Source organism: Stenotrophomonas sp. YJH_SMC_57 (genome assembly GCF_059369755.1).
Genome location: NZ_JCAFSZ010000009.1, coordinates 113679 through 134524, shown reverse-complemented (window position 1 = coordinate 134524; position 20846 = coordinate 113679). Strand labels below are relative to the sequence as shown.

At 67.0% G+C, this 20846-nt stretch carries 21 protein-coding genes and 1 tRNA gene; 14 read left to right on the top strand and 8 right to left on the bottom strand.

Annotated elements, in window-relative coordinates; translation table 11 throughout:
* Positions 1-22 precede the first annotated feature (22 nt).
* The 3 genes from AC5P7U_RS13935 to AC5P7U_RS13925 form a co-directional block, all read right to left on the bottom strand.
* Positions 23-466 (bottom strand): GNAT family N-acetyltransferase, encoded by a 444-nt coding sequence (locus AC5P7U_RS13935; RefSeq protein WP_197563612.1) that lies wholly within the window; start codon positions 464-466, stop codon positions 23-25.
* An 82-nt stretch (positions 467-548) separates the two neighbouring features.
* Complete coding sequence (locus AC5P7U_RS13930) at positions 549-1670, bottom strand: DUF3667 domain-containing protein (RefSeq protein ID WP_414555865.1); 1122 nt, start codon at positions 1668-1670, stop codon at positions 549-551.
* 313 nt (positions 1671-1983) lie between these two features.
* A tRNA-Ser gene (locus AC5P7U_RS13925) sits at positions 1984-2076 on the bottom strand.
* Positions 2077-2220: 144 nt separating this feature from the next.
* Here AC5P7U_RS13925 and dnaX point away from each other — a divergent pair.
* The 4 genes from dnaX to AC5P7U_RS13905 all read left to right on the top strand — a co-directional run bounded on the left by dnaX (position 2221) and on the right by AC5P7U_RS13905 (position 5712).
* Positions 2221-4272, top strand: coding sequence for a DNA polymerase III subunit gamma/tau (dnaX, locus tag AC5P7U_RS13920; RefSeq protein WP_414555275.1), 2052 nt, complete (start codon positions 2221-2223; stop codon positions 4270-4272).
* 6 nt (positions 4273-4278) lie between these two features.
* Positions 4279-4599 (top strand): YbaB/EbfC family nucleoid-associated protein, encoded by a 321-nt coding sequence (locus AC5P7U_RS13915; RefSeq protein ID WP_004154630.1) that lies wholly within the window; start codon positions 4279-4281, stop codon positions 4597-4599.
* Between the two features lie 86 nt (positions 4600-4685).
* Positions 4686-5285: a recombination mediator RecR gene (gene recR / locus AC5P7U_RS13910; protein ID WP_008267969.1), complete on the top strand. Its 600-nt coding sequence runs from the start codon at positions 4686-4688 to the stop codon at positions 5283-5285.
* Positions 5286-5352: 67 nt separating this feature from the next.
* A complete protein-coding gene (locus AC5P7U_RS13905; protein ID WP_004154631.1) occupies positions 5353-5712 on the top strand; it encodes a histidine triad nucleotide-binding protein in 360 nt (119 codons plus the stop codon).
* A 78-nt stretch (positions 5713-5790) separates the two neighbouring features.
* Here the strand turns inward: AC5P7U_RS13905 and AC5P7U_RS13900 are convergent, their stop codons facing one another.
* From AC5P7U_RS13900 to AC5P7U_RS13885, 4 genes are read right to left on the bottom strand one after another with little or no spacing between them, the layout of a single operon-like run.
* Positions 5791-6318 (bottom strand): Slp family lipoprotein, encoded by a 528-nt coding sequence (locus tag AC5P7U_RS13900; RefSeq protein WP_004154632.1) that lies wholly within the window; start codon positions 6316-6318, stop codon positions 5791-5793.
* Positions 6315-8264, bottom strand: coding sequence for a transglutaminase TgpA family protein (locus tag AC5P7U_RS13895; protein WP_197563608.1), 1950 nt, complete (start codon positions 8262-8264; stop codon positions 6315-6317). Before AC5P7U_RS13895 ends, AC5P7U_RS13900 begins: the two co-directional genes overlap by 4 nt.
* Positions 8257-9201 carry a DUF58 domain-containing protein gene (locus tag AC5P7U_RS13890; protein WP_004154635.1) on the bottom strand — a complete coding sequence of 315 codons (945 nt, stop codon included), beginning with the start codon at positions 9199-9201 and terminating at the stop codon, positions 8257-8259. Before AC5P7U_RS13890 ends, AC5P7U_RS13895 begins: the two co-directional genes overlap by 8 nt.
* 2 nt (positions 9202-9203) lie before the next feature.
* A complete protein-coding gene (locus AC5P7U_RS13885) occupies positions 9204-10157 on the bottom strand; it encodes an AAA family ATPase (RefSeq protein WP_049457627.1) in 954 nt (317 codons plus the stop codon).
* 42 nt (positions 10158-10199) lie between these two features.
* Here AC5P7U_RS13885 and AC5P7U_RS13880 point away from each other — a divergent pair, with 42 nt between their 5' ends.
* Positions 10200-12035, top strand: coding sequence for a glycosyltransferase family 39 protein (locus AC5P7U_RS13880; protein ID WP_308309303.1), 1836 nt, complete (start codon positions 10200-10202; stop codon positions 12033-12035).
* Between the two features lie 88 nt (positions 12036-12123).
* Here the strand turns inward: AC5P7U_RS13880 and AC5P7U_RS13875 are convergent, their stop codons facing one another.
* Entirely contained in the window at positions 12124-12693 is a 570-nt protein-coding gene (locus tag AC5P7U_RS13875; RefSeq protein ID WP_197563604.1) for a Maf family protein, read from the bottom strand.
* A 112-nt stretch (positions 12694-12805) separates the two neighbouring features.
* Here AC5P7U_RS13875 and AC5P7U_RS13870 point away from each other — a divergent pair, with 112 nt between their 5' ends.
* The 9 genes from AC5P7U_RS13870 (at position 12806) to AC5P7U_RS13830 (ending at position 20716) form a co-directional block, all read left to right on the top strand.
* Positions 12806-13315: a YceD family protein gene (locus AC5P7U_RS13870; RefSeq protein WP_049457624.1), complete on the top strand. Its 510-nt coding sequence runs from the start codon at positions 12806-12808 to the stop codon at positions 13313-13315.
* Positions 13316-13422: 107 nt separating this feature from the next.
* Positions 13423-13617 carry a 50S ribosomal protein L32 gene (gene rpmF / locus AC5P7U_RS13865; protein ID WP_004154640.1) on the top strand — a complete coding sequence of 65 codons (195 nt, stop codon included), beginning with the start codon at positions 13423-13425 and terminating at the stop codon, positions 13615-13617.
* Between the two features lie 91 nt (positions 13618-13708).
* Entirely contained in the window at positions 13709-14686 is a 978-nt protein-coding gene (locus AC5P7U_RS13860) for a beta-ketoacyl-ACP synthase III (RefSeq protein ID WP_004154642.1), read from the top strand.
* A 77-nt stretch (positions 14687-14763) separates the two neighbouring features.
* Entirely contained in the window at positions 14764-15546 is a 783-nt protein-coding gene (locus tag AC5P7U_RS13855; protein WP_004154643.1) for a BUD32 family EKC/KEOPS complex subunit, read from the top strand.
* A gap of 136 nt (positions 15547-15682) precedes the next feature.
* The gene (gene fabD, locus AC5P7U_RS13850; protein WP_008268782.1) at positions 15683-16627 is read left to right on the top strand and encodes an ACP S-malonyltransferase; all 945 of its coding nucleotides are present in this window, start codon (positions 15683-15685) and stop codon (positions 16625-16627) included.
* Between the two features lie 81 nt (positions 16628-16708).
* Positions 16709-17452 (top strand): 3-oxoacyl-ACP reductase FabG, encoded by a 744-nt coding sequence (gene fabG, locus AC5P7U_RS13845; RefSeq protein WP_004146899.1) that lies wholly within the window; start codon positions 16709-16711, stop codon positions 17450-17452.
* A 152-nt stretch (positions 17453-17604) separates the two neighbouring features.
* Positions 17605-17844 carry an acyl carrier protein gene (gene acpP / locus AC5P7U_RS13840; RefSeq protein WP_005408313.1) on the top strand — a complete coding sequence of 80 codons (240 nt, stop codon included), beginning with the start codon at positions 17605-17607 and terminating at the stop codon, positions 17842-17844.
* Positions 17845-17987: 143 nt separating this feature from the next.
* On the top strand, positions 17988-19250 hold the full coding sequence (gene fabF / locus AC5P7U_RS13835; RefSeq protein ID WP_049457622.1) for a beta-ketoacyl-ACP synthase II: 1263 nt from the start codon (positions 17988-17990) through the stop codon (positions 19248-19250).
* A 101-nt stretch (positions 19251-19351) separates the two neighbouring features.
* Positions 19352-20716: an aminodeoxychorismate synthase component I gene (locus AC5P7U_RS13830; protein ID WP_197565083.1), complete on the top strand. Its 1365-nt coding sequence runs from the start codon at positions 19352-19354 to the stop codon at positions 20714-20716.
* Positions 20717-20846: the final 130 nt, after the last annotated feature.

Here is a 20846-nt window from a genome sequence, read left to right as displayed (position 1 = left end):
GGATCCGGGGCGGAGCGGAGGGCTACACCCTTCGCTCCATCTCCACGGCGTCGATCCCGGCGCCGTGGCCATCGGGTATCACCCGTGTCACGTGGAAGCCGAGGCCGGCATAGAAGCCTTGCGTGTGCTGGCTGGTGCTGAGCGTGATGTGCGTGATCGACGAGTCCGCCTCGGCCTGGCGCAGGCGTGCCAGCGTCAGTTCGCGGCCGATGCCCTGCCGGTGCAGCGCGCGCTGGACCATGCCCCAGCAGAAGCCGGCGCTGCCATCGCCGCGGCGCGACAGGCCGCCACAGGCCACGATGGTGCTATCGCGCTCGATGACCTGGAATACACAGTCGGTGGCCTGTTCGCGCAGGAAGCGTTCGAAGTCGCTGCGCTCTTCCGGCGCGAAGTAGGTGGGTACGTTGCTGTCGAAAATCGACAGGCAGGCGCTGGCATCTGCGGGGCGGTAGAGGCGGAGTTTCATGCGCCCACGATAGTCGATCGGCAGTAGCAGAAGATCCACGCCACGCACGGATTCAGGGGGGGCACGCCATGCGTGTTTTCCCTCAGGCCGAAATGCCCGCCAGTGCCGCGTACATCACCACGAAGGTCACCAGGAACAGGTACACGCCGCCGATGGCGAGGTAGCGCAGTACGGTGAACGCCTTGTTGCCGCCATACACGCGCTGCTGCATCCACAGCAGGTACACCGGAACCGCCAGCCACAGCAGGGCATACAGCCATTGGCTGAGCGTGGCGATCGTGGGTGATGCGAAGGCGTTGCCGATGCCGGCGACGATGAACGTTGCCAGCAGCACCATCATCAGCCAGCAGTGGCTGTAGAGGGCGACTACCAGGTGCTCGAGATAACCCATCGGTCGCCGGAGGTAGGCGATGCGCAGTACCAGTGCGAACACCGGCATCAGGAAGAACAACGCACCGGGCAGCGCAGTGAGGATCGCCTGCATGTAGAGGTCAGCCTTGCCGCCCATGCGCTTGATGTTGGTGTTGCCGTTCTGCAGGCGCTTGTTGAGCCATCGGTTGGCGAACTGCGGCCAACCATCGAGGACGACGGGATTGCTGTCCGCATCCCAGGGTTTGCCGTTGACGGTGTGATCGAAGAAGGTGCCGTATCCGCCTGTGGTGGTTTCAGCAGGGACGACGGTGCCGGTGCCATCGAGTTCTGCCTTGCGCTGTGCGGCGGCGGCATTCACTGCGGCTTTCGCCATGGCGAAGCCGGCGTTGCCGGTGGCGGGGGAGCTGGCCTGCTGTTGGTCGATCAGCGCCAGCTGTCGTGCGCGTGCGGCTTCGACCTGTTCCACGGTGGTGGCCTTGGCGTACACCGAGCCGCGCCCGTCGCCCACACCGAAATCGTCGACGTGCACGAACAGCTTGCCGACGAAGAAGGTGAACAGCGTGAGGATGACGAACAGCCGCAGTGGCTGTACGTACCCCACCCTGCGGCCCTTGAGGTAGTTCAGCGCGATGCGGCCGGGCACCCAGAGGTCGCGCAGCGTGCGGAAGATGCGCCCATCCAGGTGCCAGAAGGATTCGAACACTTCCTCGATGGCGTGGCCGACATGCTTGAGCGGGTTGTGCGCCGATTGCCCGCAGCGATGGCAGTAATGGCCATGCAGGGCGGTGTCGCAGTTCTCGCAGGCGGCGTGAGCGTGGTCGGTCGAGCTCATGGGCGATCGGGCGGCGTTGGATGAAGGCGCCTACGATAGCGAATTTTCAGGTTTCGTTCAGTTTTGTTTGAGGGGCTGCGGGAGTGTGAAAGGCGACCAAGAGCATCCACGCATGGCGTGGATCTACGGGTCGGTCTGGAGGAACAAGCCCCTCTGTTGAGGGGCTGCCCCGACAGGGGCGGGGAGAGGCCGGCAAAGGGAGGGGCCCAAAGGTTGCGCAGCAACGTTTGGGGCGAAGCGCGCGTAGCGCGTTTCGCGTCCCTCGCCAGATAAATAAAAAAGGCCACCCGAAGGGCGGCCTTTTTTATTTATCTGGCGGAGAGAGGGGGATTCGAACCCCCGAAGCGCGGTTTAGACGCTTACACACTTTCCAGGCGTGCTCCTTCAACCACTCGGACACCTCTCCGGATCCCTGCCATCGGCAAACGCCTCAGCAGGGGCGCAGATTCTAGCGGGCCGCGCGGCACTTCACAAGCACCCTGGTCAGGAACCGGCGAAGGGCGTGCCGGGGGCGAGGGGGCTGGACAGGCATGGCACAATGGAACATCCGATGGAAGACGGTGGCCTGATGTCCTATCTCGTCCTTGCCCGCAAGTGGCGTCCGAAGCGTTTTGCCGAGCTGGTGGGCCAGGAACACGTGGTCCGCGCGCTCAGCAATGCGCTGGACAGTGGCCGGGTCCACCATGCGTTCCTGTTCACCGGTACGCGTGGCGTGGGCAAGACCACCATCGCGCGCATCTTCGCCAAGTCGCTGAACTGCGAGCAGGGCACCAGCGCCGACCCGTGTGGCCAGTGCGCGGCCTGCCTGGACATCGACGCCGGCCGTTACATCGACCTGCTGGAGATCGACGCCGCGTCCAACACCGGCGTGGATGACGTGCGCGAGGTGATCGAGAACGCGCAGTACATGCCGTCGCGCGGCAAGTTCAAGGTCTACCTGATCGACGAAGTGCACATGCTGTCCAAGGCGGCGTTCAACGCGCTGCTGAAGACGCTGGAAGAGCCGCCGGAACACGTCAAGTTCCTGCTGGCCACCACCGACCCGCAGAAGCTGCCGGTGACCGTGCTCAGCCGCTGCCTGCAGTTCAATCTCAAGCGCCTGGACGAGGATCAGATCCAGGGCCAGATGACCCGCATCCTGGCGGCGGAAGACATCGAGGCCGACGACAGCGCGATCGTGCAGCTGGCCAAGGCCGCTGACGGCAGCCTGCGCGACGGCCTGTCGCTGCTGGACCAGGCGATCGCCTATGCCGGTGGCGCGCTGCGCGAGGACGTGGTGCGCACCATGCTGGGCACGGTCGACCGCACCCAGGTGGCGGCGATGCTGGATGCGCTGGCCGAGGGCGATGGCCCGCGCCTGTTGCAGGTGGTGGCCGCGCTGGCCGAGTTCTCGCCGGACTGGAGTGGCGTGCTGGAAGCGCTGGCCGAAGGCCTGCACCGTATCCAGGTGCAGCAGCTGGTGCCGGGTGCGGCCGTTGCCGAAGGCCTGGATGCCACCGCCTTTGCCGAGCGCCTGCGCCCTGAAGTGGTGCAGCTCTGGTACCAGATGGCCTTGAACGGTCGTCGTGACCTGCCGCTGGCGCCGAGCCCGCGTGCCGGCTTCGAGATGGCGGTGCTGCGCATGCTGGCGTTCCGTCCGGCCGCCGCGGTACCGCCGGTACCGAAGTCGGTGGAAGGTGCAGCAGGAGGCAACGTTGCCGGTGGTGGCAGCGGCGCCGGGACCCACGAGGCGACGCCGGCCGCTGCCGCCGCTTCGGCAGGCCCGGCCGCGACGGTACAGGTGGCTGCCCCGATGCAGGCCGCGCCGCGCGAACCCGATCCCGAACCTGAGCCGGCCCCGCAACCGGAACCGGACCCGACACCGGAACCCGAGCCGGTGCCGGTGCAAGAGCCCGTGCAGCCGCCACCGATGAAGGCCGAGGTGGAAGCGCAGGTGCCGCCGGCTGAGCCAGCAGCGAGCGACGACCTGCCGCCGTGGGCTACCGATGAGGCCGAGGCGCGCGACGAGGCGCTGGCGGTCGAGATGGCCAGCCCGGAGGCGGCCATGGTGGCGCCCTGGCAGGAACCGCCGAGCCCGGCAGCAGTACCTGCTGATGCGGAACCTGTCGAGCGGGAGCGCCCATTCCGCACCGAAGGCATCGCCATCGCCCCGGCCGAGCCGGCGATGGTGCTCGACGCCGCGCCGCTGGAAGGTGTCAGCGAACTGGCCAGTGCCGAGGACTGGCTGGATCTGGTCGCCAACAGCGGCCTCAGCGGCCCCTCGCGGCAGTTGGCGGCCAACGCGGCGTTCATCAGTTGCCAGCACGGGACCTTGAAACTGGGCCTTTCGCCCGGATTTGAATACCTGCGCTCCGAGCGCGCGCTGGCTGCCCTGGGCGAGATGCTGCAGAAGGCCCTTGGCCAGGCGCCGAAGATCGTGGTCGAGACCGTGGAAACCGAACACGTTCCGGCCGAGACCCTGCACCAGCGGGCGGACCGCCAGCGTGGCGAGCGGCAGCAGGTGGCAGAGGCCGTTTTCATGGACGACCCGGAAGTGCAGGTGCTGATCCAACAGCACGGCGCGCGGGTTGTTTCCGATTCCATCCGTACTTTTGACGAGTAAGACACCATGCGCGGAAACATCGCCCAACTGATGCAGCAGGCCCAGAAGATGCAGGAGAACCTGCAGAAGGCCCAGGAAGAAATCGCCAAGATCGAAGTGACCGGCAGTGCTGGTGGCGGCATGGTCAGCGTGACCCTGACCGGCGCCAAGGAGTGCCGCAAGGTGCGCATCGACCCGTCGCTGGCCAGCGACCCGGAAATGCTGGAAGACCTGATCGCGGCCGCCTTCAATGACGCCTCGAACAAGATCGATGCCGAGTCGAAGTCGAAGATGGGGTCGGCCACCGCCGGCATGCAGCTGCCGCCGGGCATGAAGCTGCCGTTCTGATGCGTGATATGGCACCCGGTTGCCGGGTGCCATCGACTGCTCCAACCCCCGGTCGAGCATGGCTCGACCCTACAAAGCCTGTCGCCGTGTCCGCACCCCTGCTTGAACAATTGATCGACGCACTGCGGGTGCTGCCTGGCGTTGGCCAGAAGACCGCGCAGCGCATGGCCTACCATCTGCTCGAGCGAGAGCGCGAAGGTGGCCAGCGCCTGGCCGAGACCCTGGCGCTGGCGGTGGAGCGCATCGGCCACTGCGCGCAGTGCCGCGACTTCAGCGAAACCGAGCTGTGCCCGACCTGTGCCAACAGCAGCCGCGAACGCAGCCAGCTGTGCGTGGTCGAATCGCCGGCCGACCGCCTGGCCATCGAGAACGCGACGGGGTTCCGTGGGGTCTACTTCGTGCTGCAGGGCCGGTTGTCACCGCTCGATGGCATCGGTCCGCGCGAACTGGGGCTGGAGCAGCTGGAGAACCGCCTGGCCGAAGGCGAGGTGCAGGAGTTGATCATTGCCACCAGCGCGACCGTCGAAGGTGAGGCGACCGCGCACTACCTGGCGCAGCTGGCACGCGCGCGCAAGGTGCAGCCCAGCCGCCTGGCGCAGGGGCTGCCGCTCGGCGGCGAGCTTGAGTATGTCGACCGCGGCACGCTGTCGCACGCGTTCGGAACGCGCAGCGAATTCCGCGATTGAGCATGCGCGGGGCACGCTCCAGCGCGGCCGGCCTACAATGCGGACGACATCCCCGCCGAGGCCGACCATGAGCACCGAAACCCTTTTCAGCAAGATCATCCGTCGCGAGATCCCGGCCACCATCGTCTACGAGGATGACGAGGTGCTGGGCTTCAAGGACATCGCGCCGCAGGCGCCGGTGCATGTGCTGTTCATTCCGAAGAACGAGATCATCCCGACCCTGGACGACCTGCAGCCGTCGCAGGCACACCTGATCGGCAAGCTGGCACTGGCCGCGGCCGAGTACGCGCGCGGCGAGGGTTTTGCGCAGGACGGCTACCGCATCGTGATGAACTGCCGCGAGCATGCCGGGCAGACCGTGTTCCACATCCACATGCATCTGCTGGCCGGTGGACCGCTGGGCCATTTCGGTTCGCCCGGGCGCTGAATCCCCTGTCCACGCTCTGCGTGGATGAAAAAAGGCCGCCCGAGGGCGGCCTTTTCCGTCATGCATGCCAGCTTGCGATTACCACCAGCCCCAACGGCCGTAGCCGCCCCAGTACGGGCCATACGGACCCGGGCCCCACGGACCATAGGGGTAGGGCACCACATCGACCTGGCGCTGTTCCGGCCACAGGTAGATCACGTCGGCCGACAGCTTCGGCAGGCGATAGTCGTAGTCGCCGATGCGGGTGTTCTGGTAACCGTCGATCTTGCCGATGAAGGTCACGTCGCGGCCGGCTTCAAACACAGCCGGGTCGTAGAAGCCGGCGCGGCAGGCGATGAAGCGGCCGTCGCTGGCGTCGGACGAGGTGGTGTTCGGGCGGCCACTGGCGTTGAGCGGGCGCGAGATCATCTGGAAGCAGGTCTCGCCCTGGCCAGGCTTGGTTTCGATGATGCGCCCGCCCCAACGGACCGGCGTGCCGACCTGCTGGGTGGCGACCGAGTCGCGGGGAGAGACCAGGCTGAACTGTCCCTGCAGCGGCTTGGGAGCCGTGGCGCAGGCCGACAGGGCCAGCGTGGCCACGGCGGTGAGGAAGAACTTGGTGTTCATGGGGAGGCTCCGGAAGTCGGGCGATGCCTGCGCAGGTCCCGCAATAATGAAGCGAGGTCGGTGCAAGTTCCAGCGTAACGCGCGTCGGCGAAACGCTGGCTGAGTGCGAGGAGGGCAGGGTCGGGCCGCCGGGCGTGTACCCGATGCGCCCAGTCCCGCGCGGTTTCATGGGGCTCCCGGGCCAGGCCGAGGCGCGCATAGCGTCGCCCCAGCCGGTGCCAGGCGCGCAGCAGCGGATCACGTTCGCGTTCGCCGCGGGCCAGCAGCCAGGCCATCCAGGCCAAGGCCAGCAACGCGGCGATCACGAAGCCGGCGGCCAGCTGACCAGGGCCCAGCTCGTCCAGCCCGAACGGCTTGAGCAGCTGCTGCTGGCGGCGTGCGTCGAAGGACAGCACCAGATCGTTCCAGCCGCGGCGCAGCCAGTCGCCCATCTGCCCCAGCTCCAGCAAGCGCTGCTGCATCGGGTTGTCGGTGCCAGCCTGCAGGCGGTCATCGAGGGTATCGAGGATGCGTTCGGGCGCCACCGCAGCGGTGGGATCGACCCGCACCCAGCCGCGCTGCGGCAGCCATACCTCGGCCCACGCATGGGCATCCATCCGTCGCACGACCCAGTAATCGCCAAGGCGATTGCGGGTGCCGCCGGCAAATCCGGTGACCACCCGTGCTGGAATGCCGGCATTGCGCATCAGCACCACAAACGCGGAACTGAAGTGCTCGCAGAAGCCGGCCTTGTAGCCGAACAGGAACTCGTCGACCGGGTCACGCCCGGCCTGCGGCGTTTCCAGCGTGTAGGAGAAATCGGTGGTGATCCATTGCAGCGCGCGGCGGACGATGGCCGCGTCATCGTTGCCTGCGTCATGCCGCCATTGGCGTGCCAGGGTGGCGGTGCGTGGATTGAAGCCATCGGGCAACTGCAGCGCCGCGCGCCGCAGATACGGCGACAAGGTGCTGTCGAAGCGCCGTGGTGGCGCCGATTGCAGCCGCCAGCGGCTGAGCGAGGCCAGCGCTCGGTCGCTGCTCAGGCTCATGTCCGCATCCAGCGTGCTGCCTGCGGGCGCCTGGCCCGGCAGGTCCAGCGCGACCAGCTGGCGACGGTCGGTCGGCTCGTAATCGATCTGGTAGTCCCAGCGCTGCGTGCCGGCCTCGACCACCGCGGGCGGCCGCCGCGCGCTGGCAGGGTCGCGCATCCAGCGTCGTCCATCGAATGCGGTCAGCACCGGCCCACGCCAGTAGCGCTGCGCCGATTCGGGTACGGCACCGAAGAACTGCACGCGCAGTGCGGGGGTGTCGTCGGCCATCAGGTCCAGCCACTGGCCCGGTTCCATGCTGTCGGACAGCCCCGGGGTGCCGACGGCGCGCTCGGGGACCCCCCACAGTGGCGTCGCCAGGCGCGGGAACAGCCAGAAGCAGGCCAGGGCCAGCGGCAGCCCGATCGCCAGCAGGCGACCCACGCCGCGCAACTGCCCGTACAACGGGACTCGGCCTGCATGGCCTTCATCCTGGGCCAGGCGTTGCAGGGCCAGCAGCGCGCTGATGCCTGCCAGCGCCGCCAGCACGGTTGTCAGCGGGCCCTGGTCGAGCAGGAACGCCGCAAACGGCGAGAACAGCGCGAAGCCGAGCAGGCTGCGGGCATCGCGAAGGCTGCGCAGCTCGCTGGACTTGATCGCCAGCATCGCGGCCAGCAGGGCGCAACCGGTATCGCGCCCGGGGCGCACCATGCCCATCTGCCAGACGATGGCGGCGAGCATGCCGAGCACCAGCAGCAGGCGCACCGGCATCGGCAGCACCTTCCGCCATGAGAGGAATGCAGTCACCACCGCTGTGGCTGCGATCACCCCGGCCAACAGCGGCGGCAGCTGCAGCAGCAACGGCAACAGCGCCAGCGCCGCGCTGGCCAGGGTCCAGCTGCGGGCGCTGCGATCGATCATGGCAGGGGTCTCAGCCATGCGGCAGCAACGCCAGCGTGCGCAGGCACAGGTGGTGGTGGCCGGCCCCCTGTCCAGGGCCGATCGCAGGATGCGCCGGCAACAGCAGGGTGTAGCGCCGGCCCTCGCGCTCGGCCACATCCACCCAGCGTGCCAATCGCGCGATGCGGGCTTCGTGCCCCAGCGGCGCCAGCGTGCGCCAGTCGAGGATCACTTCGATGCCGATCGGCTTTTCATACTCGCGTACCAGCAGGCTGTCGCGGCGCGCGGAGTGCTTCCATGAAATGCTGCGTGGCGCGTCGCCCGCGCGATAGGGGCGCAGCTGGTGCAGTTCTTCGCCACTGGCATGGGCACGCGTGTGCAGGGGATCGTTGCCGCTCTCAGGCAACGCCGGGGCCAGCGCCTCGGCCAACGGATAGACCAGCAGCGGCTGTTCCGGCCACACCCACGACCAGGCCCGCACCAACCCCAGTGGCTGGGTGGTGGACAGGCGGATGCGTGGCAGTTCCAGCCATCCGCGGCGCTCGCTGGGAACCTCCAGCTCGACCTCGCCACGCCCCTGTGCCGGCAGTGAGGTCCAGGCTTCGCTGTCACCCAGTTGCAGGTGCAGCCCATGCCGCGCACGCGGATCACGCAGCGACAGGTCCACGCGCAGGCGCAGTGGTTGCCCCGCTGCAACCGGTTCGGCCGAGATCGCATCGACCTGCACACCGGAGAGCTGCAGGTGCGCGGCGATGGCACTGGCGATCGCCGCGGCGGCCAGCAGCAGGGCCAGCAGCAGGGCCGGGTTGTTGTTGTAGTTCAACGCACCCAGCAGCATCGCGGCCAACAGGGTGGCCACGAACACCCCGAAGCGGGTAGGCAGCACATAGATGCGATGGCGGTCGAGCCGCTGCGGCAGCGATTCGGGCCGGCGCGGACGTGCCAGCAGCCGTAGTCGAGCCCAGCGTGTGGTCACCTTCAGTCCACCGCGACGGTCTGCAGGATCGCCCGCGCCAGTGCCGGTCCCGAACTGGACTCGGCCTCGGCCACCAGGCGATGCCCGGCCACCGCCACGAACAGCGTCTGCACATCCTCGGGCACCACATGGCTGCGGCCCAGCAGCAGCGCATGCGCCTTGGCCGCGCGCAGCAGCGCCAGGCCGGCACGCGGTGACAAACCCACCCGTACGCCCGCGTGCTGGCGGCTGCGGGTCAGCAAGGCCTGCACATAGTCGACCAGCGCATCACTGGCATGAATCGCACCGACCGCCTCACGCAGCGCGCGGACCTGTGTGTCATCCAGCTTCGGCACGGCGCGTGCGATCAGGTCACGGCGATCGGTTCCGCGCAGCAGCTCGCGCTCCGCCTGGGCGTTGGGGTAGCCCATCGCCAGGCGCAGCAGGAATCGATCCAGCTGCGAATCCGGCAGCGGGAACGTGCCGGACAGGTCCACCGGGTTCTGCGTGGCGATCACGAAGAAGGGATCGGGCAGCGGATGGGTCTGTCCATCCAGGGTGACCTGCTGTTCGGCCATGGCCTCCAGCAGCGCGCTCTGTGTGCGCGGTGGCGCGCGGTTGATCTCGTCGGCCAGCAGCACATGGGTGAACACCGGTCCGGCGTGAAACTGGAACTGACGGCTGCCGGCCTCGTACACCGACACGCCCAGCACATCGGCCGGCAACAGGTCGGAGGTGAACTGCACGCGCTGGAAGGTGAGGCCGAGGCTGCTGGCCAGTGCATGTGCCAATGTGGTCTTGCCCAGCCCGGGCAGATCTTCGATGAGCAGGTGGCCGCCGGAAAGCAGGGCGACAAACGCCAGCCTGACTTCCGGCACCTTGCCAAGCACCAGTGCGTTCACCTGATCCTGTGCTTCCCGCAGGGCCTGACGCAATTGATCGGTTAGCATGCTGGGATTGGGGGACGAAGCTGGCATGATCGTCTCAGTTCTGAATTCCACTTGATTATCCATAGAGCAATGCAAGGCGAACAGCGCGCGCGGGCGATTTTTCTCTGGTTGTGGACGCTGGTCACAGCGGCCAAGCTGGTGGTGGCTGCGCGTCTGCCATTGTTCGTCGACGAGGCGTTCTATTGGCAGGAAGGGCAGCATCTGGCTGCGGCCTATTCCGATCTGCCCGGGCTGACCGCATGGCTGGCGCGGCTGGGGGTGGAAATCGGCGGCCATCATGTGCTGGCGTTGCGACTGCCGTTCCTGGCCATTGGTGCACTGCTGCCATTGCTGGTGGTGCGCACGGCCACGCGGTGGTTCGGCAACGTGGCGGGCTGGCAGGCGGGCAGCCTCACGCTGTTGATGCCGCTGTCGGCGACGCTGGGCCTGCTGGCGGTGCCGGATGTGCCGATGGCACTGGCGGCGGTGATCTGCCTGCATGCCGGTGCACGCCTGCTGCACAACGTGGATGCCTCTTCGGCGATGAAGCTGGCGCTGGGCCTGATGATCGGTGCCCTCAGCCACTATCGCTTCATCGGGGTCATCGGTGTCGGCTTCATTGCCCTGCTGGCGCTGCCAAAGGGCCGGCGCATGCTCGCCGATCCGCGCGTATGGGTTGCGTTGGCCGTGGGTGTATTGGCCTGGCTGCCGCTGCTGGCGTGGAATGCCGACAACCATGATGCAGGCCTGAAGTTCCAGGTGGTCGAGCGCCATCCGTGGACCTTCGAATGGGACGGGCTGTGGTTCCTGGTGATCCAGCCGATGCTGGTCACTCCGATCCTGTGCATGGCGATGTGGAAGGTGGCGCTGGCCGGTACCCGCAGCGGCGGCGGCACGCGCGTGCAATGGCGTTACTTCGGCCTGGTGGGCGGCGTGTCCACGCTGGGTATTTTCCTGCTGGGCTTCTTCACCGACGTCGAACGCATCAGTTTCCATTGGCCGTTGCCCGGGTACCTGGCGCTGCTGGTGGCGGTGCCGGTGGTGCTCAATGGCTGGCCGCGCTGGTTGCGCCGCACCGGTTGGTGGCTGGCGGGCGCGGGCATGGTGCTGGCCTTTGGCTATTACCTGATGGCCTCCACGCCATCGCTGCGAGAGCAGATGGCGGGCAGCAAGTACTACCCGCGGAATTTCGCAGGCTGGCAGCCGCTGGCCGCCGCCGTGCGCGAAGAGCTGCAGCAGATGCCGCCCGGTACGCGCGTGCTGGCCGGCAACTTCAAGGTGGGGGCCGAGCTGGGCTTCCAGCTGGGTGATGGTGACATCGAAGTGCTGCCGCACCCGCTCAATGACAAGCACGGGCGAACCGCGCAGCTGGTGCAGTGGCAATTGCTGCACGCGGGCACACGTTCGGCGCCGACGCTGCTGGTGCTGTCGCCCAGCGATCAGCGCTACCGTGACCTGCTGGCGCGCTATCACGCCATCTGCGAGCAGGTGGGGCCCTTGCCTGCGCCGCGGGTGGTCAGCAGTGACCATGGATTCCAGCGGTTCCTGCTGTTCCGGCTGCCGCCGCAGCGTGCGCCCGGGGCATGCGTGACCCCGGCGATGGCGTGGCTGGATGCCCCTGCCAATGGCGAGAAAGTGTCCGGCACGCTCGCCATCCGCGGATGGGCCTTCAAGGACGGCGTCGGCCTGGCAGGTGTCGAGGTGCTGGTTGATGGACGCTCGATCGGCGACGCACGCTATGGCCGTGTCTTCGATGTTCGCCAGACCTGGCCGGACAGCACTGATCCGCAGCATCCGGCGGTAGGCTTCGATGCCACGCTGGACACGACCACGCTGTCACCGGGGCGGCACTGGATGGGCCTGCGGCTGCATGGCCGCGACGGCAGCGTGGAGCAGTGGCAGGAGCAGCCGTTCGAGGTTCGTTGAGGCCCTGCTTTTGTAGAGTCGAGCTTGCTCGACTGCTTCTGTTGCAGAGGTCCGGCGGACAGGAAAAAGCAGTCGAGCAAGCTTGACTCTACGGCACTGCGAAACCTGCTTTGCGCAGCAACCCGCACAGTGCGATCAGCGGCAGGCCGACCAGCGCGGTCGGGTCGCGGTTGTCGATCGCCTCGAACAGGCTGATGCCCAGGCCTTCGCATTTGAAGCTGCCGGCGCAGTCCAGCGGCTGTTCGGCTGCGACGTAACGGGCGATCTCATCCCGTTCCAGCGCGCGGAAGCGCACTTCGGTCAGGTCGATGGCCGTGAACGATTCTCCGGCGTGGCTGAGACAGATGGCGGTATGGAAGCGCACCGTCTGCCCGGACATCGCCGCCAGCTGCGCGCAGGCCGCCTCGACCGTGCCCGGCTTGCCCAGCGGCTGCCCGTTCAGGTCGGCCACCTGGTCCGAACCGATCACCCAGGCACCGGGATGCCGGGCGGCGACCTCGGCGGCCTTGGCGGCAGCCAGGCGTGTGGCCAGGGCCAGCGGCGCTTCACCGTTCAACGGGGTCTCATCCACCTCCGGGCGCGCGCAGTCGAAGGGCAGGCCCAGCCGTTGCAGCAGTTCGCGGCGGTAGCGGGAGGTGGAGGCCAGGACCAGTGGCATGCGACAATACCGGGGCAGGGCGGGGCAGTCTGGCCGCCCGCGCTGCCAGCGGCAAGGCCCGTATGGCAGGCATTTGACACCGGCCCTCCCGATCCTTAGTATTCAGCGGCTTATGTCCGCGAACGTGCCCGAAACGCTGGATGCCTGGCGGATGGTTGTAGCGCGAAGGCGCTTCGACGGTCAGGTGTCCCTGGCTGAATTGACCCGCCTGCAGGGGTTGGTCGCAGATACCGACGGCGAGTGTGCCTACTCGCTTGAGTTCGGTCGCGACGACGTCCTGCGGGTATCCTATGTGGAACTGACCATCGATACCGCGTTGCCGCTGACCTGTCAGCGCAGCATGCAGCGTTTCCTGTTGCCGGTGAAGATGACCCAGAGGCTTGGCCTGATCCGCGACGAGGACGAGGAATCGTCCCTGCCGGAGGAGTACGAGGCGCTGCTGGTGCCGGAAGACGGCCAGCTGCGTCCGTTGGACCTGGTCGAGGACGAGTTGGTGCTGGCAGTGCCGGTTGTACCGCTGTCGCCCGATGGCGAAGCAGTCGACAAGGACTGGGCGCCGAGCGAAGAAGAAACAAAGCAGGCCAACCCGTTTGCGGCGTTGGCAGCACTGAAGAAACAATAGCAGCCGGATTGTCGTCGGCGGCTGCGGCGAAAGCGAAAGTGTGCTGGGCGCTGGCGTCCTGCGCGACGATACGACGAAGCAAAACGAACCGAGTTTGGAGCAATCCCATGGCTGTCCAGAAATCCCGTGTCACCCCGTCCCGCCGCGGCATGCGTCGTGCCCATGACGCCCTGAGCGCCAAGCAGCTGTCGACCGACCCGACCACCGGCGAAGTGCACCTGCGTCACCACATCACTGCTGACGGTTTCTACCGCGGCAAGAAGGTCATCCAGACCAAGACCTCGGCCGTCGAAGAAGATTGATGTGCCGGGAAGGCCGCTGCCTGCGGGCAGCGGCCTTTGCCTTCTTTCCCGGGCGTGCCGGTGATCGGCGGCCCGCGCAACAGGAAACATGATGAGCAAGCGGATCTATTCGAGGATCGCGGGCACCGGTAGCTATTTGCCGGAAAAAGTCCTGACCAACGCCGACCTGGAAAAAATGGTCGAAACCTCGGATGAGTGGATCCAGTCGCGCACCGGAATTCGTGAACGGCACATCGCGGCCGAAGGCGAAACCACCAGCGACCTCGGCTACCAGGCCGCGTTGCGCGCACTTGAAGCGGCCGGTATCGACGCTTCGCAGCTCGACATGATCGTGGTCGGCACGACCACGCCTGACCTCATTTTCCCCTCCACCGCATGCCTGATCCAGGCCAAGCTTGGTGTTGCAGGGTGCCCTGCCTTTGACGTCAACGCCGCCTGTTCGGGCTTCGTGTTCGCGTTGGGCGTGGCCGACAAGTTCATCCGTTCCGGCGACTGCAAGCACGTGCTGGTGATCGGCACCGAAACGCTGACCCGCATGGTCGACTGGAACGATCGCACCACCTGCGTGCTGTTCGGCGATGGCGCCGGTGCCGTCGTGCTCAAGGCCGACGAAGAGACCGGTATCCTCAGCACCCACCTGCATGCCGATGGCAGCAAGAAGGAGCTGCTGTGGAACCCGGTGGGTGTCTCGACCGGCTTCAAGGACGGCGCCAACGGTGGTGGCACGATCAACATGAAGGGCAACGACGTGTTCAAGTACGCCGTCAAGGCGCTGGACTCGGTCGTGGACGAAACCCTGGCCGCCAACGGCCTGGACAAGTCCGACCTGGATTGGCTGATTCCGCACCAGGCCAACCTGCGCATCATCGAAGCCACGGCCAAGCGCCTGGAGATGTCGATGGACCAGGTGGTGGTCACCGTCGACAAGCACGGCAACACCTCCTCCGGCTCGGTGCCGCTGGCGCTGGATGCCGCGGTGCGTTCGGGCAAGGTCGAGCGCGGCCAGCTGCTGCTGCTGGAAGCCTTCGGTGGCGGCTTCACGTGGGGTTCGGCCCTGCTGCGCTATTGATAGTGCAAGTTACGACAACGTGAAGTCTGTCGTTACGGCCCCCCTGGGGCCGTAACGCGTTTTAAGGAGGACCTGTCATGGTTGAGCCCATCGTCATCGAAGGGCAGCGCGCCTGGCTGAAGCAGTACGGCAAGGGAAGCCGCGCACTGGCCCTGGGCCTGCTCAATTTTGTTGCCCGTCGTTTCCATCTGGACGCCTTGCGCCCGCCACCGCACCGCGGCGGTGATGCCGCACGCGAAACCGAAGCCCGTCGCCTGGCAGAGCTGCACGCGCAGGGCGTGAACGTGCCTGATGTGCTGGGAACCGGCCATGCGGCGCTGGTGATCGGCGACAACGGAAGTTCTTTCAATACCTGCCTGCGCGAGGCCGATGAGGCCGGTCGCGACCGGCTGGTGATGGCGGCGATGCAGGCCATCGCCGAGGCGCATGCGCGCGGGGCCTATTTCGGCCAGCCGCTGCCACGCAACCTCACCTGGGATGGCCAGAAGGTGGGCTTCATCGACTTCGAGGAAGACCCGCTGGAAGTGATGGATCTGGCCGAGGCGCAGGCCCGCGACTGGCTGATGTTCGGCTACGGCGTGGCCAAGTACTACGCTGAGCGCCCCGAGCACCTGCAGGCGATGATGGCCGAGGCGATGGGCGATGCCCAGGCGCCGGTGCGCGAGCATGTGCATGCGGTCAGTGGCCGCCTGCACGGCCTGGCCCGGGTATGCATGAAGCTGGGCCGTTCCGCGCGCGCGCTGGCCCATTCGATCTTCATCGCCCATGGTGCCAGTACCGCCGGCGTGCTGATGCTGGTGGGCCTGTGCGTGGATTTCCTCGCCGACGGCGACCTGGACGTGCTGCAGCTGTTGTGCTGAGTGATGCGTCCGCCGGGCCATGCCCGGCGGACTGCTGGCCGGGTAGCTCCATACGCCTGCATACGCGCACGTACAGACGACACAGCGGATTCGCCCTTATCATGGCCCGCTTCGATTGCAACAAGCGGATGACCGCGTGACCGTATCCACCCTCGCTTTTGTCTTCCCCGGCCAGGGCTCGCAGTCTGTGGGCATGGTGGCCGAGCTGGCCGAACTGCACCCGCAGGTGCGTGAGGCCTTCACCGAGGCATCCGATGGTGCCGGCGTCGACCTGTGGGCGCTGTCCCAGGGTGGCCCGGAGGAAATGCTCAACCGTACCGAATACACCCAGCCGGCCCTGCTGGCCGCGAGCATCGGCGTGTGGCGCGCCTGGAACGCCGTGGGCGGTCCGCGCCCGTCGGTGCTGGCCGGCCATAGCCTGGGCGAATACACCGCGCTGGTCGCTGCCGGCGCACTGAGCCTGCATGACGGTGCGCACCTGGTGCGCCTGCGCGGCCAGCTGATGCAGGAAGCCGCGCCGGCCGGTGTCGGTGCCATGGCCGCCGTGCTGGGCGCCGAAGACCAGCTGGTGCTGGACGTGTGCGCCGAAGCCGCAGGCAGCCAGGTGGTGGTACCGGCCAACTTCAATTCGCCGGGCCAGATCGTGATCGGCGGCGACGCTGATGCCGTCGACCGCGCGTTGGCGCTGCTGGCCGAGAAGGGCGTTCGCAAGGCAGTCAAGCTGGCGGTCAGCGTGCCCTCGCACACCCCGCTGATGCGCGAAGCCGCCAACCGCCTGGCTGAAGTGATGGCCGGCCTGTCCTGGCAGGCGCCGCAGCTGCCGGTGGTGCAGAACGTCGATGCCAAGGTGCATGACGGCGTCGACGCCATCCGCACCGCGCTGGTGCAGCAGCTGTACCAGCCGGTGCAGTGGACCGGCTGCGTGCAGGCGCTGGCCGCGCGTGGCATCACCCAGATCGCCGAATGCGGCCCGGGCAAGGTGCTGACTGGCCTGGTCAAGCGCATCGACAAGGCCATCGACGGCCGTTCACTGGCCACGCCGGGCGACTTCGAAGCCGCCCGCGAGGCATGGTCGGCCTGACCCCCCTGTTCCTGCCGACCGTGCCGGTGGCCGCTGCAAGCGGCACGGGCGCGGCGGCCGTCCCAGCCTGAGGAAAACATCATGAGCAAGCCCCTGCAGGGTGAAATCGCACTGGTCACCGGCGCCAGCCGTGGCATTGGTGCCGCCATTGCCGATCTGCTGGCCGCCCAGGGCGCCACCGTCATCGGCACCGCCACCACCGAATCCGGCGCTGCGGCGATCGGCGAGCGCCTGGCTGCCCACGGTGGCCACGGCCGCGCGCTGAACGTGACCGACGCGGCGGCGCTGGACAGCGTGCTGGACGGCATCGCCAAGGAGTTCGGCCCGATCTCGATCCTGGTCAACAACGCCGGCATCACCCGCGACAACCTGCTGATGCGCATGAAGGACGAGGACTGGGCGTCGATCATCGACACCAACCTGACCAGCGTGTTCCGCACCAGCAAGGCGGTCATGCGCGGCATGATGAAGGCGCGCAAGGGCCGCATCATCAACATCGCATCGGTGGTGGGCGTGACCGGCAATGCCGGCCAGGCCAACTACGCGGCCGCCAAGGCCGGCATCATCGGCTTCAGCAAGTCGCTGGCCAAGGAAATCGGTTCGCGCGGTGTCACCGTCAATGTGGTCGCTCCCGGCTTCATCGACACCGACATGACCAAGGCGTTGCCGGAAGAAGCGCGTACCGCGCTGATCAACGACATCGCCCTCGAACGCCTGGGTTCGCCGGAAGACATCGCCCATGCGGTGGCCTTCCTGGCCGGCCCGGCTGCCGGTTACATCACCGGCGAAACCCTCCATGTGAACGGTGGCATGTACATGCCGTAAGCAAGGGGCGCAGGGATTGCGCCGCAAGTGGTTGATCTGCCGGGTTTTTTGCTGCGATGCAAGGCCGCGCCGGTTTCCACTACACTATCCCACGGCCATCGCCTTTGATGGCGACCACTTTTGAACCACAACTCCATCTGGAGCGAGATCCCATGAGCACCATCGAAGAACGCGTCAAGAAAATCGTCGTCGAACAGCTTGGCGTCAAGGAAGAAGAAGTCACCAACAGCGCATCGTTCGTCGATGACCTGGGCGCTGACTCGCTGGACACCGTCGAGCTGGTGATGGCCCTGGAAGAAGAATTCGAGTGCGAGATCCCGGACGAAGAAGCCGAGAAGATCAGCACCGTGCAGGCCGCCATCGACTACGTCAAGGCCCACGTCAAGGCCTGATGCCAGACGGCAGTGCGCGCGCGGGTTGATCCTCGCCGCGCACCGCACCCCATGGGGCCGCTGTTGCGGCCCCGTGTGTTTGGGCATCACATCGAAGCAAACCGAGTTACCCGTAGAAACCATCCGGGTCAGGAGAAACAGCAATGAAGCGTCGCGTCGTCGTAACCGGCCTGGGTATCGTCTCGCCGTTGGGCAATGATCTGGCCAGCAGCTGGGAAGGCATCACCCACGGTCGTTCGGGCATCGGTCCGCTGACCAACGTTGCTGATGCCTATCTGGATCGGTTCACCACCAAGATTGCAGGTGAGGTCAAGGGATTTGACATCACCGCCGACAACGAGTTGTTCGGCAAGTTCCGGGTCAGTGGCAAGGATGCCAAGAAGATGGACCCGTTCATCCATTACGGCCTCGGCGCCTCGTTCATGGCCCTGCATGATTCGGGCCTGGAGATCACCGAGGCCAATGCCGATCGCATGGGCGCCATCGTCGGCGCCGGCATCGGCGGCCTGCTCGGCATCGAAGAGCAGACCATCGAGTTCCACGAGGGCAAGAAGATCTCGCCCTTCTACGTGCCCAAGACCATCATCAACATGCTGCCGGGCCAGCTGAGCATCATCACCGGCCTGAAGGGCCCGTCGTTCTCGGCGGTGTCGGCGTGCGCGACCTCGAACCATTCGATCGGTACCGCGATGCGCATGATCCAGTACGGCGATGCCGACGTGATGGTGGTGGGTGGTGCCGAGCGTGGATCGTCGCCGACCGCCGTGGGCGGCTTCTGTGCGATGAAGGCCATGAGCACCCGCAACGACGCCCCGGAACAGGCCTCGCGCCCGTGGGACAAGGACCGTGACGGCTTCGTGCTGGGCGACGGTGCCGGCATCCTGATCCTGGAAGAGTACGAGCACGCCAAGGCACGTGGCGCGAAGATCTACTGCGAACTGGCCGGTTTCGGTGCCAGCTCCGACGCGTACCACATGACCGCGCCGAGCGAGAACGGCGAAGGCGCCGCGCGCTGCATGGTGATGGCGATGAAGGACGCCGGCGTGACCCCGGAACAGGTGGGCTACCTCAACGCACACGGCACCTCCACGCCGCTGGGCGACCTGGGCGAGACCATGGCGATGAAGACCGCCTTCGGCGACCACGCCTACAAGATGATGGTCAGCTCCACCAAGTCGATGACCGGCCACCTGCTCGGCGCCGCCGGTGGCGTGGAAGCGATCTTCTCGGTGATGGCGCTGCAGGACAACGTGATCCCGCCGACCATCAACCTGCAGCAGCCGGGCGAAGGCTGCGACCTGGACTACGTGCCCAACGAAGCACGCCAGGCCAAGGTGGACGTGGTGATGTCCAATGGCTTCGGCTTCGGCGGCACCAACGGCACGCTGATCTTCAAGCGCATCTGACCGAGTTGTAGAGTCGAGCCATGCTCGACTGAACGTGCGTCACGCACGAGGAGGCCGCCGCAAGGCGGCTTCCGTGCATCTGATTCCCTGAGCTGGCCGCCATGACCCACGCACCGCTGATCCACCCGCTGCCGCACCCGATCGATCTGCTCGCCCTGCAGCAGCACGATCCGGCGCGCTTCCCGCTGTTGATGGAGTCCACCGCCTCGGGTACCGCCCAGGGCCGCTGGAGCCTGCTGCTGGCCGCACAGGGCGGTGTCCTGCGCTTGGATGCCGATGGCCAGGTGCGTGACCAGCACGACGCCGTACACGCGGGCAGCTTCCTGCAGGTGCTGGACAGCGCCTGGCAGGCCGAACGCCTGCCGCATGACGGCAGCCACAGCCTGCCGTTCCGTGGCGGCTGGGCGCTGATGCTGGACTACGAAGTGGCCAGCCAGATCGAACCGGTGCTGCCGGCGCGCGCGCGCGACGACGGCCGCCCGACCGCGCTGGCGCTGCGCTGCCCGGCGGCGGTGCTGCACGACCACCACAACGATGCCAGCTTCGTGATCGCCGAAGCGGGCCAGCAGGTGCTGCTGGATGCACTGGTGGCACAGGCCTCGGCCGCGCTGCCCGAGGCCGGGCTGGGCTGGCAGCCGCCGCAGTCGGTGGGCGAGGATGCGCCGCAGCGCTTCACCGACGGCGTGCGCCGGGTGATCGAGTACCTGCGTGCCGGCGACGTGTTCCAGGTGAACCTGTCGCGGCGCTGGAGCGCCCGGTTCGCCGCGCCGGTCAGCCCGCAGGCGCTATATGCACAGCTGCGCCGCGCCAACCCGGCACCATTCGCCGGCCTGTTCAGCGCGCATGGCCGCCACGTGGTCAGTTCCTCTCCGGAGCGGCTGGTGTCGGTGCATGCCGGCCATGCGCAGACCCGTCCGATTGCCGGTACCCGTCCGCGGTTTGAGGGCGATGACGATGCCGCACGCATCCAGGAGCTGGTCGGCCACCCGAAGGAGCGTGCCGAGCACGTGATGCTGATCGACCTGGAGCGCAATGACCTGGGCCGCATCTGCCTGCCCGGCACCGTGGTGGTCGATGAGCTGATGACCGTGGAGAGTTACGCCCACGTGCACCACATCGTCAGCAACGTCAGTGGCCATCTGCGCCCAGAGGTCACCCCCGGCGAGGTGATCGCCGCGACCTTCCCGGGCGGCACCATCACCGGCTGCCCGAAGGTGCGCTGCATGCAGATCATCAGCGAGCTGGAGCAGGTGCCGCGCGGTGCCTACACCGGTGCGTTCGGCTGGCTGAACCGCGATGGCGACCTGGACCTGAACATCCTGATCCGCACCGCCGAAGTGGAGGGCCACGAGGTCAGCTTCCGCACCGGCGCCGGCATCGTGGTCGATTCGGACCCGGACAAGGAACTGGACGAGACCCGGGCCAAGGCGCGCGGCCTGCTGCGCGCACTGGGCCAGCAGGGGTAGGCGCACTCCGGTAGTGCCGGCCGCTGGCCGGCAATCGCGCGGATCATGGGTGCATGCGGTTGCCGGCCAGCGGCCGGCACTACCGGGGTGTCTGCCACCCCGGTCATGACCCCAATCCACCGGCACGGTA